14 protein-coding genes are annotated in these 16,143 nt (G+C 56.8%); 10 read left to right on the top strand and 4 right to left on the bottom strand.

Annotation, left to right across the window (positions count from 1 at the left end):
- The first annotated feature begins 3 nt into the window (after nucleotides 1-3).
- From pldA to rhtC, 3 genes are all read left to right on the top strand, one after another.
- Complete coding sequence (pldA, locus tag SP99_RS21545; RefSeq protein ID WP_025757542.1) at nucleotides 4-873, top strand: phospholipase A; 870 nt, start codon at nucleotides 4-6, stop codon at nucleotides 871-873.
- A 90-nt stretch (nucleotides 874-963) separates the two neighbouring features.
- Nucleotides 964-2,793, top strand: a complete 1,830-nt coding sequence (gene recQ / locus SP99_RS21540) for an ATP-dependent DNA helicase RecQ (RefSeq protein WP_047959688.1) — start codon at nucleotides 964-966, stop codon at nucleotides 2,791-2,793.
- Between the two features lie 61 nt (nucleotides 2,794-2,854).
- Nucleotides 2,855-3,475, top strand: a complete 621-nt coding sequence (gene rhtC, locus SP99_RS21535) for a threonine export protein RhtC (protein WP_025757538.1) — start codon at nucleotides 2,855-2,857, stop codon at nucleotides 3,473-3,475.
- Here rhtC and rhtB read toward each other — a convergent pair.
- Nucleotides 3,472-4,092, bottom strand: coding sequence for a homoserine/homoserine lactone efflux protein (gene rhtB, locus SP99_RS21530; protein WP_047959687.1), 621 nt, complete (start codon nucleotides 4,090-4,092; stop codon nucleotides 3,472-3,474). The two genes, rhtC and rhtB, sit on opposite strands and share 4 nt — an antisense overlap.
- A gap of 109 nt (nucleotides 4,093-4,201) precedes the next feature.
- On the opposite strand from rhtB, the gene pldB reads away from it, so the two are divergent.
- The 3 genes from pldB (at nucleotide 4,202) to SP99_RS21515 (ending at nucleotide 7,002) form a co-directional block, all read left to right on the top strand.
- Complete coding sequence (gene pldB / locus SP99_RS21525) at nucleotides 4,202-5,194, top strand: lysophospholipase L2 (protein WP_047959686.1); 993 nt, start codon at nucleotides 4,202-4,204, stop codon at nucleotides 5,192-5,194.
- A gap of 25 nt (nucleotides 5,195-5,219) precedes the next feature.
- Nucleotides 5,220-6,020, top strand: coding sequence for a sugar/pyridoxal phosphate phosphatase YigL (yigL, locus tag SP99_RS21520; protein WP_047959685.1), 801 nt, complete (start codon nucleotides 5,220-5,222; stop codon nucleotides 6,018-6,020).
- 82 nt (nucleotides 6,021-6,102) lie between these two features.
- Nucleotides 6,103-7,002, top strand: coding sequence for a carboxylate/amino acid/amine transporter (locus SP99_RS21515; RefSeq protein ID WP_047959684.1), 900 nt, complete (start codon nucleotides 6,103-6,105; stop codon nucleotides 7,000-7,002).
- Here the strand turns inward: SP99_RS21515 and metR are convergent.
- A complete protein-coding gene (gene metR / locus SP99_RS23330; RefSeq protein ID WP_025757533.1) occupies nucleotides 6,890-7,843 on the bottom strand; it encodes an HTH-type transcriptional regulator MetR in 954 nt (317 codons plus the stop codon). The genes SP99_RS21515 and metR overlap by 113 nt on opposite strands.
- A gap of 236 nt (nucleotides 7,844-8,079) precedes the next feature.
- On the opposite strand from metR, the gene metE reads away from it, so the two are divergent.
- On the top strand, nucleotides 8,080-10,341 hold the full coding sequence (gene metE / locus SP99_RS21500) for a 5-methyltetrahydropteroyltriglutamate--homocysteine S-methyltransferase (protein ID WP_047959682.1): 2,262 nt from the start codon (nucleotides 8,080-8,082) through the stop codon (nucleotides 10,339-10,341).
- Nucleotides 10,342-10,384: 43 nt separating this feature from the next.
- On the opposite strand, the gene SP99_RS21495 is transcribed toward metE, so the two are convergent.
- Both SP99_RS21495 and SP99_RS21490 read right to left on the bottom strand, forming a co-directional pair.
- Complete coding sequence (locus tag SP99_RS21495; protein WP_047959681.1) at nucleotides 10,385-11,848, bottom strand: glycoside hydrolase family 1 protein; 1,464 nt, start codon at nucleotides 11,846-11,848, stop codon at nucleotides 10,385-10,387.
- 38 nt (nucleotides 11,849-11,886) lie between these two features.
- Nucleotides 11,887-12,693 carry a dienelactone hydrolase family protein gene (locus SP99_RS21490; RefSeq protein WP_025757528.1) on the bottom strand — a complete coding sequence of 269 codons (807 nt, stop codon included), beginning with the start codon at nucleotides 12,691-12,693 and terminating at the stop codon, nucleotides 11,887-11,889.
- A gap of 255 nt (nucleotides 12,694-12,948) precedes the next feature.
- Between SP99_RS21490 and udp the strand changes: the two genes are divergently transcribed.
- The 3 genes from udp to ubiE all read left to right on the top strand — a co-directional run bounded on the left by udp (nucleotide 12,949) and on the right by ubiE (nucleotide 16,131).
- Complete coding sequence (udp, locus tag SP99_RS21485; RefSeq protein ID WP_003860792.1) at nucleotides 12,949-13,710, top strand: uridine phosphorylase; 762 nt, start codon at nucleotides 12,949-12,951, stop codon at nucleotides 13,708-13,710.
- A gap of 141 nt (nucleotides 13,711-13,851) precedes the next feature.
- Complete coding sequence (gene rmuC / locus SP99_RS21480) at nucleotides 13,852-15,309, top strand: DNA recombination protein RmuC (RefSeq protein WP_047959680.1); 1,458 nt, start codon at nucleotides 13,852-13,854, stop codon at nucleotides 15,307-15,309.
- 66 nt (nucleotides 15,310-15,375) lie between these two features.
- Nucleotides 15,376-16,131: a bifunctional demethylmenaquinone methyltransferase/2-methoxy-6-polyprenyl-1,4-benzoquinol methylase UbiE gene (gene ubiE / locus SP99_RS21475; RefSeq protein ID WP_025757525.1), complete on the top strand. Its 756-nt coding sequence runs from the start codon at nucleotides 15,376-15,378 to the stop codon at nucleotides 16,129-16,131.
- Nucleotides 16,132-16,143 lie beyond the last annotated feature (12 nt).

The raw sequence follows: 16,143 nt of genomic DNA, 5'->3' as shown, positions 1-16,143 counted from the left end.
CCGATGCGGACGTATCTGGCCTGGTTACTGGCGGCGGTTTCGCTGCCCCTCACAGCGTATGCGCAGGAAGCGACGATCAAAGAGGTGCATGACAAACCTGCCGTTCACGGCAGCATTATCGCCAACCTACTTCAGGAGCATGACAATCCGTTCACGCTCTATCCGTATGACACCAACTACGTGATTTACACCCAGACCAGCGACCTCAACAAAGAGGCGATAAGCTCCTATAACTGGTCTGATAATGCGCGTAAAGATGAGGTGAAGTTCCAGCTCAGCCTGGCCTTCCCGTTCTGGCGCGGCATTCTGGGGCCGAACTCGGTGCTGGGCGCGTCTTACACGCAGAAATCCTGGTGGCAGCTCTCTAACAGCGGAGAGTCCTCCCCGTTCCGTGAAACCAACTATGAGCCACAGCTGTTCCTCGGTTTTGCAACGGATTATGAGTTTGCGGGTTGGACACTGCGTGACGTCGAAGTGGGCTTTAACCATGATTCTAATGGCCGTTCCGATCCGACGTCCCGTAGCTGGAACCGCGCCTACACGCGCCTGATGGCGCAGAATGGCAACTGGATGGTGGAGGTGAAGCCGTGGTATGTGGTGGGCGAAACCGATGACAACCCGGACATCACCAAATACATGGGCTACTACCAGCTTAAAGTCGGCTATCAGCTGGGCGATGCCGTGCTGAGCGCGAAGGGCCAGTATAACTGGAACACCGGTTACGGCGGTGCGGAAGTGGGCTTAAGCTACCCAATGACGAAGCACGTGCGTATCTATACGCAGGTCTACAGCGGTTACGGCGAGTCGCTTATCGACTACAACTTCAACCAGACCCGTGTCGGCGTGGGCGTGATGCTGAACGACATTCTCTAGGCAGCTCGAATGTTTTTGCGTTAAACGTTGAAGTTTCTCTCTCAGGCGCTGAAAATAGCGCCTGTTTTATTTTTCGCAGATGGGGTTAATGTGGCGCAGGCGGAAGTATTGAATCAGGAGTCGCTGGCTAAACAGGTTTTGCATGAAACCTTTGGCTACCAGCAGTTCCGCCCTGGCCAGGAAACCATCATTGAAACGGTGCTGGAAGGCCGCGACTGCCTGGTGGTGATGCCAACCGGCGGCGGTAAATCGCTCTGTTATCAGGTGCCCGCGCTGGTGCTTAACGGCCTGACGGTGGTGGTATCGCCCCTGATTTCGCTGATGAAAGACCAGGTGGACCAGCTGCTCGCTAACGGCGTGGCGGCGGCCTGCCTTAACTCCACGCAATCCCGCGAGCAGCAGCAGGAAGTGATGGCCGGGTGCCGCACCGGGCAGATCCGCCTGCTGTATATCGCGCCCGAACGCCTGATGCTGGATAACTTCCTCGACCATCTCGCGCACTGGAACCCGGTGCTGCTGGCGGTGGATGAAGCGCACTGTATCTCCCAGTGGGGACACGATTTCCGTCCGGAATACGCCGCACTCGGTCAGCTGCGTCAGCGCTTCCCCGAGCTGCCGTTTATGGCGCTTACCGCCACGGCAGATGACACCACCCGTCTGGATATCGTTCGCCTGCTGGGGCTGAACGACCCCTATATTCAGGTCAGCAGCTTCGACCGCTCCAACATCCGCTACATGCTAATGGAAAAATTCAAGCCGCTGGATCAGCTCTTACGCTACGTGCAGGAGCAGCGCGGCAAGTCCGGCATCATCTACTGCAACAGCCGTGCGAAGGTGGAAGACACCGCCGCGCGCCTGCAAAACCGCGGTTTTAGCGCGGCGGCCTACCATGCCGGTTTAGAGAACCACATCCGCGCCGACGTGCAGGAGAAATTCCAGCGCGATGACCTGCAGATTGTGGTGGCGACGGTGGCGTTCGGCATGGGGATCAACAAGCCAAACGTGCGCTTTGTGGTGCACTTCGACATTCCACGCAATATCGAATCCTATTATCAGGAAACCGGTCGCGCCGGGCGTGACGGTCTGCCTGCGGAAGCGATGCTGTTCTACGATCCGGCTGATATGGCGTGGCTGCGCCGCTGCCTGGAAGAGAAACCGCAAGGGCAGCTGCAGGATATTGAACGTCACAAGCTCAACGCGATGGGCGCATTTGCCGAAGCGCAAACCTGCCGTCGTCTGGTGCTGCTCAACTACTTTGGTGAAGGGCGACAGGAGCCGTGTGGCAACTGCGATATCTGCCTCGATCCGCCGAAACAGTACGATGGTCTGATGGACGCGCGTAAGGCGCTCTCGACCATTTATCGTGTGAATCAGCGCTTCGGGATGGGCTACGTGGTGGAAGTGCTGCGTGGTGCCAATAACCAGCGTATCCGCGACATGGGCCACGACAAGCTGCCTGTCTACGGTATCGGCAAGGATCAGAGTCACGAGCACTGGGTCAGCATTATTCGTCAGCTGATTCACCTCGGTTTTGCCACACAAAACATCGCCCAGCACTCCGCGCTTCAGCTCACCGAAGCCGCGCGCCCGGTGCTGCGGGGTGACGTTGAACTGAAGCTTGCCGTGCCGCGCGTTGTCGCCCTGAAGCCGCGGGTGATGCAAAAATCGTACGGCGGCAACTACGACCGCAAGCTGTTTGCCAAACTGCGCAAGCTGCGTAAAGCCATCGCTGATGAAGAGAACATCCCGCCTTACGTGGTGTTCAACGACGCGACGCTGATCGAGATGGCCGAACAGATGCCGCTGAGCGCCAGCGAAATGCTCAGCGTTAACGGCGTTGGCACGCGCAAGCTGGAGCGTTTTGGTAAGGAGTTTATGGCGCTTATCCGTTCCCATGCTGACGGTGATGATGAGGAGTAGTCAGCCGGGCGAAAAAGTGCCAGGATGGTGACTCACTGAATTATTTCCCCGCGAGCGAATTATGTTGATGCTATTTCTTACCGTGGCGTTAGTGCACATCGTTGCGCTGATGAGCCCGGGCCCTGACTTCTTCTTCGTATCACAAACAGCGGTCAGCCGCTCCCGCAAAGAGGCAATGATGGGCGTGCTGGGTATCACCATGGGCGTTATGGTCTGGGCGGCGGTGGCGCTGCTTGGTCTGAACCTGATTCTGGCGAAAATGGCCTGGCTGCATAACATCATTATGGTTGGCGGTGGCCTGTATCTGTGCTGGATGGGCTACCAGATGCTGCGCGGGGCGCTGAAGAAAGAAGAGAAAAAACCGCAAGAGCCAAAGGTTGAGCTGGCAACGGGCGGCCGCAGTTTTGTAAAAGGTCTGCTGACCAACCTGGCGAACCCGAAAGCGATTATCTATTTCGGCTCTGTCTTTTCGCTCTTTGTCGGCGACAGCGTTGGCGCCGGCGCACGCTGGGGGATCTTCCTGCTGATCGTGGTTGAGACGTTTGCCTGGTTCACCATCGTGGCGAGCCTGTTTGCCTTACCGGCGATGCGCCGCGGCTACCAGCGCATCGCGAAGTGGATTGACGGCTTCGCCGGGGCGCTGTTCGCCGGCTTCGGTATTCATCTCATCATTTCTCGCTAAGCGTGACGCGCTGACGCTAGCAGCGCGCCAACCAGCATAAACAGCGAACCAAACACCTTATTCAGGGCCTTCATCTGTTTAGGCCCTTTAATCCACGCCGCAATTCGCTGCGCCAGCGTCGCGTAACCAATCATCACGATGATATCGACGATAATGGTGGTCGCGCCCAGCACCACGTACTGCATCACCTGGGGCTGATGCGGCACGATAAACTGCGGGAACAGCGCGGCGAGGAAGACGATGCTTTTCGGGTTGGTCAGGTTGACGAAAACCGCACGCTTAAACAGATGGCCACGATTTTGCGTCTGCGCGAGCGTGTTCAGGTTGATGGAGCCCGCCGCGCGCCACTGCTGAATACCCAGCCAGATCAGATACGCTGCCCCGGCCCATTTCAGTACTTCAAACGCCAGCACCGAGCGAGAGAACAGGGTACCCAGACCAATCCCGACCAGCACGATGTGAATGCCCAGCCCGGCCTGCAAACCAGCAATCGACGCCGCCGCACCGCGATAGCCGTGGTTAATGGAGGTGGTCATGGTGTTAATGGCGCCCGAGCCTGGTGAAAGGCTAAGGATGATGGATGTCAGCAGGTAAGCGAACCACCACTCGAAGGTCATTTGAAACTCCCGAATTGTCTGTTTTTATGCCACAATACGCTATTGTTGAGTCATTTTGTGACCGGTGACGAAAAAACGATATTCCTTGGCTTAGGTGAGTAGAAACCCGATGTTTCAGCAGAAAAAGGACTGGGAAACACGAGAAAACGCATTTGCTGCTTTCTCCATGGGGCCGCTGACCGATTTCTGGCGCCAGCGTGAGGAAGATGAGTTTACGGGTGTCGGTGATATTCCGGTACGCTTTGTGCGTTTTCGCGATAAGAAAAATGACCGGGTCATTGTGGTCTGCCCCGGACGTATCGAGAGCTACGTCAAATACGCCGAACTGGCCTATGACCTGTTCCATCTTGGCTTCGATGTGCTGATTATTGACCATCGCGGGCAGGGGCTTTCCGGCCGCCTGTTATCGGACACGCATCGCGGCCATGTGGATAACTTCAGTGATTACGTCGACGATCTCGCCGCGTTCTGGCAGCAGGAGGTCGAGCCTGGCCCCTGGCGGAAGCGCTATATCCTGGCACACTCGATGGGCGGTGCGATTTCAACGCTGTTCTTACAGCGCCACCCGCACCAGTGCGACGCCATTGCGCTCACCGCGCCGATGTATGGCATCGTCATGCGTTTTCCTGACTGGATGGTACGTCATATTCTCGACTGGGCTGAGGGCCATCAGCGAATTCGGGAAGGCTATGCCATCGGAACGGGGCGCTGGCGAGCATTGCCCTTTGCGATGAACGTCCTGACGCACAGCCGACAGCGTTATCGTCGTAACCTGCGTTTTTATGCCGATGAGCCGCGCCTGCGCGTGGGCGGCCCGACATATCACTGGGTACGTGAAGGGATCCTTGCCGGTGAGCAGGTTCTGGCGGGCGTCGATAAAGATGACACGCCAACCCTCCTGATTCAGGCTGAAGAAGAGCGTGTGGTGGATAACCGCATGCATGACCGCTTTTGTGAACTCCGCGCTGCCGCCGGCCACCCTTGTGAAGGGGGAAAACCGTTGGTTATCAACGGCGCGTACCATGAGATCCTTTTTGAAAAGGACGCTATGCGCTCAGTCGCGCTTAACGCCATCGTCGAGTTTTTCGACCGGCATAACTGATTGTCTATTGAGGTTAAATTTTCCTATGTACCAGGTTGTTGCATCTGATTTAGATGGCACGCTGCTTTCCCCCGACCACACCCTGTCGCCTTACGCGAAAGAGACCTTAAAGCTGCTGACTGCCCGGGGCGTGAACTTTGTGTTTGCCACCGGCCGCCACCACGTAGACGTGGGGCAGATCCGCGATAATCTTGAGATCAAATCGTACATGATCACCTCCAACGGTGCGCGCGTACATGATACCGACGGCAATCTGATCTTTACGCACAACCTCGATCGCGATATTGCTGCCGATCTGTTCGGCGTGGTGCACAATAATCCGGCTATCGTCACTAACGTTTACCGCGATGACGACTGGTTCATGAACCGCCATCGCCCGGATGAAATGCGTTTCTTCAAAGAAGCGGTATTCAACTACTCCCTGTATGAACCAGGCCTGCTGGAGCCGGATGGCATCAGTAAAGTGTTCTTCACCTGCGACAGCCATGAAGAGCTGCTCCCGCTGGAGCAGGCGATCAACGCCCGCTGGGGCGATCGCGTTAATGTCAGCTTCTCAACGCTGACCTGTCTGGAAGTGATGGCGGGAGGTGTCTCCAAAGGCCACGCCCTGGAAGCGGTCGCGAAACGTCTGGGCTTCGGGCCGAAAGACTGTATCGCCTTTGGTGACGGCATGAACGATGCCGAAATGCTTTCGATGGCAGGTAAGGGCTGTATCATGCAGAACGCGCACCAGCGCCTGAAAGATCTGCACCCGGAACTGGAAGTGATTGGTTCTAACGCTGATAACGCGGTACCGAAGTATCTGCGCAAACTGTTCCTTGAATAATCTTCATTCGGTTATTTATTGCTCAGTTGTCAACTAAAGAGTTCGCTACAATGCCTCTCCTTATTTCTGAGAGACAAGCATTGTGGCGCTACTCATTATCACCACTATCCTGTGGGCCTTCTCCTTTAGCCTGATTGGCGAATACCTTGCCGGTTCGGTCGACAGCTACTTCTCGGTGCTGATGCGCGTGGGGCTGGCGGCGCTGGTGTTCCTGCCGTTTCTGCGTACGCGCGGGCAATCGTTGAAAACGATCGTGCTGTATATGCTGGTGGGGGCGATGCAGCTCGGCATCATGTATCTGTTTAGCTTCCGGGCTTACGTCTACCTGTCCGTCTCTGAATTCCTGCTGTTCACCGTGCTTACGCCGCTCTATATCACGCTGATCTACGATTTGCTCAGCAAGCGCCGCCTGCGCTGGGGATACCTGCTGAGCGCGGCACTGGCGGTGATTGGCGCGGCGATTATTCGCTACGACAAAGTGAGCGATCACTTCTGGACCGGGCTGATGTTCGTCCAGCTCGCCAACATCAGTTTCGCCATCGGCATGGTGGGCTACAAGCGTCTGATGGAAACCCGTCCGATGCCGCAGCATAACGCGTTCGCCTGGTTCTATATGGGGGCTGCGATTGTTGCGGTGGCGGCGTGGTTTATGCTCGGTAATCCGCAAAAACTGCCAACCACGAACGTGCAGTGGGGCGTTCTGGTCTGGCTGGGCGTGGTGGCTTCAGGGCTGGGATACTTCATGTGGAACTACGGCGCGACCCAGGTCGACGCCGGTACGCTGGGGATCATGAACAACGTGCATGTCCCGGCGGGGCTGCTGGTCAACCTCGCCATCTGGCAGCAACAGCCGCACTGGCCGAGCTTCCTTATTGGGGGAACGGTGATCCTGGCTTCGCTGTGGGTCCATCGCCGCTGGGTCGCTCCGCGCTCCGCACAAACGGAAGATGATCGCACGCGTGGTTCCGCGCTGAGCGAATAAACGCCTCTGTAATGGGCTGTCGCTGCTCGCCATCGCGCACGGCGGCGTACAGCCGGCTCCACAGTCCTTCACCCAGGGTTTTGGTGACCACCAGGCCCTGGCGTTCAAAACTCTCCACCACCCAGTGCGGCAGCGCTGCGATACCCATTCTGGCCGCCACCATCTGAATCAACAGCAGGGTGTTATCCACGCTTTTCAACTGCGGGCTAATGCCTGCCGGCTGCAGGAAGTGACGCCAGATATCCAGACGACTGCGCTGAACCGGATAAATCAGCAGCGTTTCTGTCGCCAGGTCTTCCGGCGTGATGCGCGTTTTGGCCGCCAGCGGATGGTCCGGCGCCAGCACCAGGCGCACTTCATAATCAAACATCGGTGAATAGTGCAGGCCGCTGCGAGGCAGAATATCGGACGTCATCACCAGATCCAGCTCGCCCTGCTGCAACGAGGGCTGTGGGTCGAACGTCACGCCGGATTTAAAGTCCATTTCCACCTGTGGCCACTTCTGGCGGAAGTTCTCAAGCGCGGGGGTCAGCCACTGGATACAGCTGTGGCACTCAATGGCGATACGCAGTGTGGTCTGCTGCGGTTCGTTACACGCCTGCAGCGCGCTGGCGATCTGCGGCAGGACCTGATTCGCCAGCTGCAACAGGATCTCGCCCTGCGGTGTAAAGCGCAGCGGCTGGCTCTTACGCACAAAAAGACGAAAGCCGAGGCGTTGTTCCAGATCGCTGAACTGGTGAGAAAGGGCGGACTGGGTCTGGTGCAGCGTGGCCGCCGCCGCCGCGAGCGAGCCGCAGTTCCGTAACGCCTGGAGCGTTTTCAGGTGTTTTATCTCGATCATGAAAGTCCTTCACTTCGGCATGAACATTTTGCGCTTGAGGAATATACAGTAACCGCCAATTATAGAAGTGTAAACATCTGGACGTCTAAAATCCTTCGTCTTTTAAATTTATGGTGCGTTGGCTGCGTTTACTCACCCCGGTCACTTACTCATGTAAGCTCCCGGGGATGAGCAAACTTGCCGCCTTCCCTGAATTCAAAATCCAAAGGATTTACAATTAATTAGAGGAAGAACACATGACCATCCGCAATCACACTCTCGGTTTCCCTCGCGTTGGCCTGCGTCGCGAGCTGAAAAAAGCGCAAGAAAGCTACTGGGCGGGAAACGCCACCCGTGAAGAGCTGCTGGCGGTGGGACGCGAGCTGCGTGCCCGTCACTGGGATCAGCAAAAACAGGCGGGCATTGACCTGCTGCCGGTGGGCGATTTCGCCTGGTACGACCATGTTCTGACGACCAGCCTGCTGCTTGGCAACGTGCCGGCTCGTCATCAGAACAGCGATGGATCGGTAGATATCGATACCCTGTTCCGCATCGGCCGTGGCCGTGCGCCAACGGGTGAGCCAGCGGCAGCGGCGGAAATGACCAAGTGGTTTAACACCAACTATCACTATATGGTGCCGGAGTTCGTAAAAGGTCAGCAGTTCAAACTGACCTGGACGCAGCTTCTTGATGAAGTGGACGAAGCGCTGGCGTTGGGTCACCAGGTGAAGCCCGTATTGCTGGGGCCGGTAACCTACCTGTGGCTGGGTAAAGTGAAAGGGGAGCAGTTCGATCGTCTGAGCCTGCTCAACGATATTCTGCCGGTCTACAAACAGGTCCTGATTGAGCTGGGCAAGCGCGGCATTCAGTGGGTGCAGATCGACGAACCTGCGCTGGTGCTGGAGCTGCCGCAGGCATGGCTCTCTGCCTTCAAACCGGCATATGACGCGCTTGCGGGGCAGGTGAAGCTCCTGCTGACCACCTATTTCGAAGGCGTGACGCCAAACCTGAAGACGATTACCGCGCTGCCGGTGCAGGGTCTGCACGTCGACCTCGTACACGGTAACGATGATGTGGCAGAGCTGCACAAACGGCTGCCAGCGGACTGGCTACTCTCTGCCGGCCTCGTGAACGGGCGTAACGTCTGGCGCGCCGATCTGACGGAGAAATATGCGCAGATTAAAGACATCGCAGACAAACGTGAACTGTGGATCGCCTCTTCCTGCTCCCTGCTGCACAGCCCGATTGATCTCAGCGTAGAAACCCGTCTGGATGCGGAAGTGAAGAGCTGGTTCGCCTTTGCCCTGCAAAAGTGTGAGGAGCTGGCCCTGCTGCGTGACGCCCTGAACAGCGGCGACACGGCGGCGATTAGTGAATGGAGCGCACCCATCCAGGCGCGCCGTCACTCGGCTCGTGTTCACAACCCGGCTGTGGAGAAACGTCTGGCGGCCATCACCGCCCAGGACAGCCAGCGTCAGAGCCCGTATGAGGTGCGTGCCGAAGCGCAGCGCGCGCGCTTCAACCTGCCTGCATGGCCGACCACCACGATTGGTTCCTTCCCGCAAACCACCGAGATCCGCGGCCTGCGCCTGGACTTCAAAAAAGGCAACCTGGACGCGAATCACTACCGTACCGGTATCGCCGAACACATCAAACAGGCGATTGTAGAGCAGGAGCGCTTAGGTCTGGACGTGCTGGTGCACGGGGAGGCCGAGCGTAACGACATGGTGGAATACTTCGGTGAGCATCTGGACGGTTTCGTGTTCACCCAGAATGGCTGGGTGCAGAGCTACGGCTCCCGCTGCGTGAAGCCGCCGGTGGTCATCGGTGATATCAGCCGCCCGGAACCCATCACCGTGGAGTGGGCGAAATACGCCCAGTCCCTGACCGACAAGCCCGTGAAAGGAATGTTGACCGGCCCGGTGACCATTCTTTGCTGGTCCTTCCCGCGTGAAGATGTGTCCCGTGAAACCATCGCGAAGCAAATCGCGCTGGCGCTGCGTGATGAAGTGGCGGATCTCGAAGCCGCAGGCATTGGCATCATCCAGATTGACGAACCGGCCCTGCGTGAAGGTCTGCCGCTGCGCCGCAGCGACTGGGAGGCCTACCTGAAGTGGGGCGTGGAGGCGTTTCGCATCAACGCCGCGGTGGCGAAGGACGACACCCAGATCCACACCCACATGTGTTACTGCGAATTTAACGACATCATGGATTCGATCGCCGCGCTGGACGCTGACGTGATCACCATCGAGACCTCGCGTTCAGATATGGAGCTGCTGGAGTCGTTTGAAGAGTTCGACTACCCGAACGAAATTGGTCCCGGCGTGTACGACATCCACTCCCCGAACGTGCCGAGCGTGGAGTGGATCGAAGCCCTGCTGAAGAAAGCCGCCCAGCGCATTCCGGCTGAGCGCCTGTGGGTAAACCCGGACTGCGGCCTGAAAACCCGCGGCTGGCCGGAAACCCGCGCGGCGCTGGCGAATATGGTGAAGGCGGCACAGAATTTGCGTCAGGCGTAGCCACGACGCGCGATGGCCGGGCGTCTGCCCGGCCTGCGCATACTTAGCTCAGGTCTGCGCCGTTACTGGCAATCACTTTTTGGTACCACCAGAAGGAGTCTTTTTTCAGCCGTTTTAACGTGCCGTTGCCTTCATCGTCCTGATCGACATAGATAAAGCCATAGCGCTTCGACATCTGCGAGGTGCCTGCGCTAATAATGTCGATACACCCCCATGTGGTGAACCCCATTATCTCCACCCCTTCATTAATCGCCGCCAGCGTTTGTTCAAAGTGGGCGCGGAAATAGTCGATGCGATAGCTATCGTGGATCTTGCCGTTTTCGACCACATCCTTCGCGCCCAGACCGTTTTCAACGATAAACAGCGGTTTCCGGTAACGGTCATACAGCTCCAGCAGCGAGATTTTCAACCCAAGCGGATCAATCTGCCAGCCCCATTCCGACGCAGGCAGATAAGGATTTTTCACACCGAGCACGGTATTGCCGGGAATGCGTTCAGCGTCTGGCTGAGTGGATTCGGTCATCGACATATAGTAACTAAAGGAGACGAAATCGACGGTATGCTCCTTTAAAATACGCCGATCGTCAGGGTGCATTTCAATATGGATATTTTGTCTTTCCAGATCGCGCAGGATCAGCGGCGGGTAGTCGCCAAATACCTGCACGTCGGCATAAAAATAGTTCTCCAGGTTTTTCTTCAGCGTAGCTTCAACGTCTTCCGGGCGGCAACTGTGCGGGTAAGTGGTCAGTTTTGTCAGCATGCAACCGACCTGGCTGCCGGGAATTTTGGCGTGGCAGTCGCGCGTCACCAGTGCTGAGGCGACAAACTGATGATGTAGTCCCTGGTAAATATCCTGCTTTGCCTGACCCGGTGCGCTCTTCTCTTCGCGAATACCCGCCGTGGTAAACGGATGACGGTGAATACTGTCTATTTCGTTAAAGGTCAGCCAGTAACGCACCAGATCTTTATAGCGGTCGAAACAAACATTGCTGAAGCGGACAAAGGCATCCACCACGTTGCGATGTACCCAGCCGTTATATTTTTCGCTCAGCGCCAGCGGCATTTCATAGTGGGAGAGGGTGACCAGCGGCTCGATGTGATGACGACGCAGCTCGCGGAACATCTCTTCATAAAACTGCAGCCCGGCCTCGTTGGGCGCAGCGTCCTCTCCGGTCGGGAAAATGCGCGACCAGGCAATGGAGACGCGCAGCACCTTAAAACCCATCTCAGCAAACAGGGCGATGTCGTCTTTATAGTGGTGATAAAAATCGATGCCGCGGCGCTTCGGGTAGCGCGCGTCATGGTTGCCTTCAAACGCATCACGAATGTTCTCGTCCGTCAGGGCCATATGACCCCTGTAATCTTTTACGGACAGGTTGGGTTTCCAGGCGACGGCGTCTGCCACGGACGGCCCTTTGCCGTCCACGTTCCATGCCCCTTCAGCCTGGTTGGCGGCAATGGCGCCGCCCCAGAGAAAACCGCGTGGAAACGAGAGGGATTGCTCCATAACACGCACTCCTTATGCGTCATGACAATGGGAAAGGCTTACCCTTTTTTACCACCGTACTGACGGAACCATGTAAGCATCCGCTGCCATCCATCCTTAGCCGATTCCGCGTGATAGCTCGGGCGATAATCAGCGTTAAAGGCATGTCCGGCATCCGGATAGACCACAATTTCGGCCTTCGCATTGGCCGCACGGAGCGCATGGCGCATGGTCTCTACCGAATCAAGGGAGATACCGGTGTCCTGACCGCCATACAGCCCTAATACGGGGGCATTCAGCTCCGTGGCGATATCCACGGGATGTTTCGGTGAATTCAGCGTTTTTTCGCCCACCAGTTTGCCGTACCAGGCGACAGCAGCTTTCAGCTGCGGGTTATGCGCGGCATACAGCCAGCTGATGCGTCCGCCCCAGCAGAAACCGGTGACCAGCAGCCGGTGCGGATCGCCCCCGTTGCGCGCCGCCCAACTGGCAACGTGGTCGAGATCGGCCATGACCTGCGCGTCCGGGACTTTGCTCACCAGATTGCTGAGCAATGTGGGGATGTCGCTGTAGTCGTCGGGATCGCCCTGCCGGAAGTAGAGTTCAGGCGCAACGGCCAGGTAACCCTCCAGCGCCAGTCGGCGGCAGAGGTCGCGAATATGTTCGTGAACGCCGAAAATTTCCTGAACCACGATCACGATGGGCAGCGGGCCATCTGCTGATTTTGGGCGTGCGTGGTAAGCAGGCATATTCTCTCCCTGCGAGGGAATAGAGGTCTCACCCGCCGTGATGGCCTCTTCAGACGTTGAGACGATGGTTGAGGCATGCGGGGCCGCAGCAGGTGCAAAACCGGTTTTTTCAGTCATGGCATTCTCCGTACCAATGAGTTAGCGCAAAGGTAAATATAGACACCAGGTTAACAACTCACAGTGCCTTAAACGGTCTATCTTTTGTGCAGCGCCCAACGATATAACTTGTTAATGTGATGTAAATCACTATTTTATGGAAATTAACTGCAATCATTTTCGGTCATGGTGAGTTGCGTCACGAAATTATGCGTATTGCTTCTGTAAAGTACCGTTTTACTTCTTCTGACTAACCGACCCACAGAGGAGTCACCTATGTCTAAGTCTGATGTTTTTCATCTCGGCCTCACCAAAAACGATTTACAAGGGGCTACGCTCGCGATCGTCCCGGGTGATCCTGAGCGTGTGGAAAAGATCGCCGCGCTGATGGATAAGCCGGTTAAGCTGGCAGCCCATCGTGAATTCACCACCTGGCGCGCAGAGCTGGATGGTAAAGCCGTGATCGTCTGTTCTACCGGTATCGGTGGCCCGTCTACTTCTATTGCCGTTGAAGAGCTGGCGCAGCTGGGCATTCGTACTTTCCTGCGTATCGGTACCACTGGCGCTATTCAGCCGCATATCAACGTCGGCGACGTGCTGGTCACGACAGCATCCGTGCGCCTGGACGGTGCAAGCCTGCACTTTGCGCCAATGGAGTTCCCGGCAGTGGCTGACTTCGAATGTACTACTGCGCTGGTTGAGGCCGCGAAATCTGTGGGGGCCACCACGCATGTGGGCGTAACCGCCTCTTCCGATACCTTCTACCCAGGCCAGGAGCGTTACGACACCTTCTCTGGCCGCGTGGTAAGCCGTTTCAAAGGCTCAATGGAAGAGTGGCAGTCCATGGGCGTGATGAACTACGAAATGGAATCCGCAACGCTGCTGACCATGTGCGCAAGCCAGGGTCTGCGTGCCGGTATGGTGGCGGGCGTTATCGTCAACCGTACCCAGCAGGAGATCCCGAACGCTGAAACCATGAAGCAGACCGAAAGCCATGCGGTGAAAATCGTGGTTGAAGCCGCGCGTCGCCTGATCTAATCCTCTCCTTTCGAAATCAAAGGCCGACACGTTCGGCCTTTATTTTTTTGCGTAGCGCCTCGCAGGAAAACCCTTTCAAACTGGACGTTTATACAGCACAATCTTATTTTGTGCGGGTAATACGTTGATGCAGGGGGCATTGTGGATATCTCAGTCCTGATTTATGCGGTGATTGCGCTGGCGGGCGTGGCGATAGGCTGGCTTATTTCCAGCTATCAGCATGCGCAGCAGAAGGCCGATCAGCTGGCAGAGCGTGAAGAGATAGTCGCCGAATTAAGTGCGGCAAAGCAGCAGATTGCGCTGAGTGACCACTGGCGAGAGGAGTGCGAGTTACTCAACAACGAGCTGCGCAACCTGCGTGATATCAACACCTCGCTGGAGGCCGATCTCCGCGAAGTGACCACCCGTCTGGAATCCACGCAACTGCATGCGGAAGACAAAATTCGCCAGATGCTCAACAGCGAGCAGCGCCTCAGCGAACAGTTTGAGAATCTCGCTAACCGTATTTTCGAGCACAGCAACCGCCGCGTTGATGAACAGAACCGCCAGAGCCTGAACAGCCTGCTGACGCCCCTGCGCGAACAGCTGGACGGTTTTCGCCGCCAGGTGCAGGACAGCTTTGGTCAGGAGGCTCGCGAGCGGCACACGCTGGCGCATGAGATCCGCAATCTTCAGCAGCTGAATGCGCAAATGGCGCAGGAAGCGGTCAACCTCACCCGTGCGCTTAAAGGGGATAACAAAACCCAGGGCAACTGGGGAGAAGTGGTGCTGACCCGCGTCCTGGAAGCCTCGGGCCTGCGGGAAGGGTATGAATACGAAACGCAGGTGAGTATCGAAAACGATGCCCGCTCGCGCATGCAGCCGGATGTCATCGTACGACTGCCGCAGGGTAAAGATGTGGTAATTGACGCCAAGATGACGCTGGTGGCGTATGAGCGTTACTTCAATGCGGAGGATGACTACACGCGCGAGTCTGCCCTGCAGGAGCACATTGCTTCCGCGCGTAATCACATTCGCCTGCTTGGCAGAAAAGACTACCAGCAGTTGCCCGGCCTGCGCTCACTGGACTATGTCCTGATGTTTATCCCGGTAGAGCCCGCGTTTCTGCTGGCGCTCGACAGACAGCCGGAACTGATCACCGAAGCGCTCAAAAATAACATTATGCTGGTCAGCCCCACCACGCTGCTGGTGGCCTTACGCACCATTGCTAACCTGTGGCGGTATGAGCACCAGAGCCGCAATGCGCAGCAGATAGCCGATCGCGCCAGCAAGCTGTACGACAAAATGCGCCTCTTCGTGGACGATATGTCTTCGGTCGGGCAGAGCCTGGACCGCGCGCAGGATAACTACCGCCAGGCGATGAAAAAACTCGCCTCCGGGCGAGGTAATCTGCTGGCGCAGGCCGAAGCCTTCCGCGGCCTTGGGGTGGAGGTGAAACGCGAGATTAATCCGGAATTGGTTGAACAGGCTACCGCGCAGGACGAAGAGTTTCGCCTGCGCGAAGGGGCGGATGAACAAAAGACACGCAGTGAAGACAACACGTTAGCAGCGACGCACTCACCCGACGCGCAGCCAGCGCGTTTCTTTCGCGGTGGTTGAAACGTAGGGCAATCGCGCCCAATCTGTTACACTTCACGGACATTTTACTGATAAGCAGGCTCTGAGATGGTTGACGATTCACAAGACACAACGCACTTTGGCTTTCAGACTGTCGCCAAAGCGCAGAAAGCTGACATGGTGGCCCACGTATTTCATTCCGTGGCGGCGAAGTACGATGTGATGAATGACCTGATGTCGTTCGGCATTCATCGCTTGTGGAAGCGCTTCACCATTGACTGTAGCGGTGTGCGTCGTGGACAAACGGTGCTGGATCTCGCCGGCGGTACGGGCGATTTAACCGCGAAATTCTCCCGTCTGGTGGGCGAAACCGGGCGTGTTGTTCTGGCCGACATCAATGACTCCATGCTGAAAATGGGACGCGAGAAGCTGCGTAACATCGGTGTGGTGGGGAATGTGGAGTATGTGCAGGCGAACGCCGAAGCGCTGCCGTTCCCGGATAATACCTTTGACTGCATCACAATCTCCTTCGGTCTGCGTAACGTCACCGACAAAGAAAAAGCGCTGCGCTCCATGTACCGCGTGCTGAAGCCGGGCGGACGTCTGCTGGTGCTTGAGTTCTCCAAACCGGTTATCGAGCCCCTGAGCAAAGCTTACGACGCCTATTCTTTCCACGTTCTGCCGCGTATTGGTGAACTGGTCGCAAACGACGCCGAAAGCTACCGCTATCTGGCAGAATCCATTCGTATGCACCCGGATCAGGACACCTTAAAAGCCATGATGCAGGATGCAGCGTTTGAAAACGTTGAGTATTTCAACATGACGGCAGGTGTCGTCGCACTGCATCGCGGTTACAAGTTCTGAGTGGAGGTGTCC

This window comes from Enterobacter sp. BIDMC92 (genome assembly GCF_001030225.1).
GTDB lineage: Bacteria > Pseudomonadota > Gammaproteobacteria > Enterobacterales > Enterobacteriaceae > Enterobacter > Enterobacter sichuanensis.
Note: the sequence above shows the minus strand (reverse complement) of the source record. Positions and strands in the feature narration are given on the sequence as shown.

Bases quoted from the DNA above. Each gene is read 5' to 3' on its own strand.
- SP99_RS21495 (WP_047959681.1), bottom strand. From the start codon at position 11,848: ATGGAGCAATCCCTCTCGTTTCCACGCGGTTTTCTCTGGGGCGGCGCC.
- udp (WP_003860792.1), top strand. From the start codon at position 12,949: ATGTCTAAGTCTGATGTTTTTCATCTCGGCCTCACCAAAAACGATTTA.
- yigL (WP_047959685.1), top strand. From the start codon at position 5,220: ATGTACCAGGTTGTTGCATCTGATTTAGATGGCACGCTGCTTTCCCCC.
- metE (WP_047959682.1), top strand. From the start codon at position 8,080: ATGACCATCCGCAATCACACTCTCGGTTTCCCTCGCGTTGGCCTGCGT.
- rhtB (WP_047959687.1), bottom strand. From the start codon at position 4,092: ATGACCTTCGAGTGGTGGTTCGCTTACCTGCTGACATCCATCATCCTT.
- ubiE (WP_025757525.1), top strand. From the start codon at position 15,376: ATGGTTGACGATTCACAAGACACAACGCACTTTGGCTTTCAGACTGTC.
- pldA (WP_025757542.1), top strand. From the start codon at position 4: ATGCGGACGTATCTGGCCTGGTTACTGGCGGCGGTTTCGCTGCCCCTC.
- SP99_RS21490 (WP_025757528.1), bottom strand. From the start codon at position 12,693: ATGACTGAAAAAACCGGTTTTGCACCTGCTGCGGCCCCGCATGCCTCA.
- pldB (WP_047959686.1), top strand. From the start codon at position 4,202: ATGTTTCAGCAGAAAAAGGACTGGGAAACACGAGAAAACGCATTTGCT.
- rhtC (WP_025757538.1), top strand. From the start codon at position 2,855: ATGTTGATGCTATTTCTTACCGTGGCGTTAGTGCACATCGTTGCGCTG.
- metR (WP_025757533.1), bottom strand. From the start codon at position 7,843: ATGATCGAGATAAAACACCTGAAAACGCTCCAGGCGTTACGGAACTGC.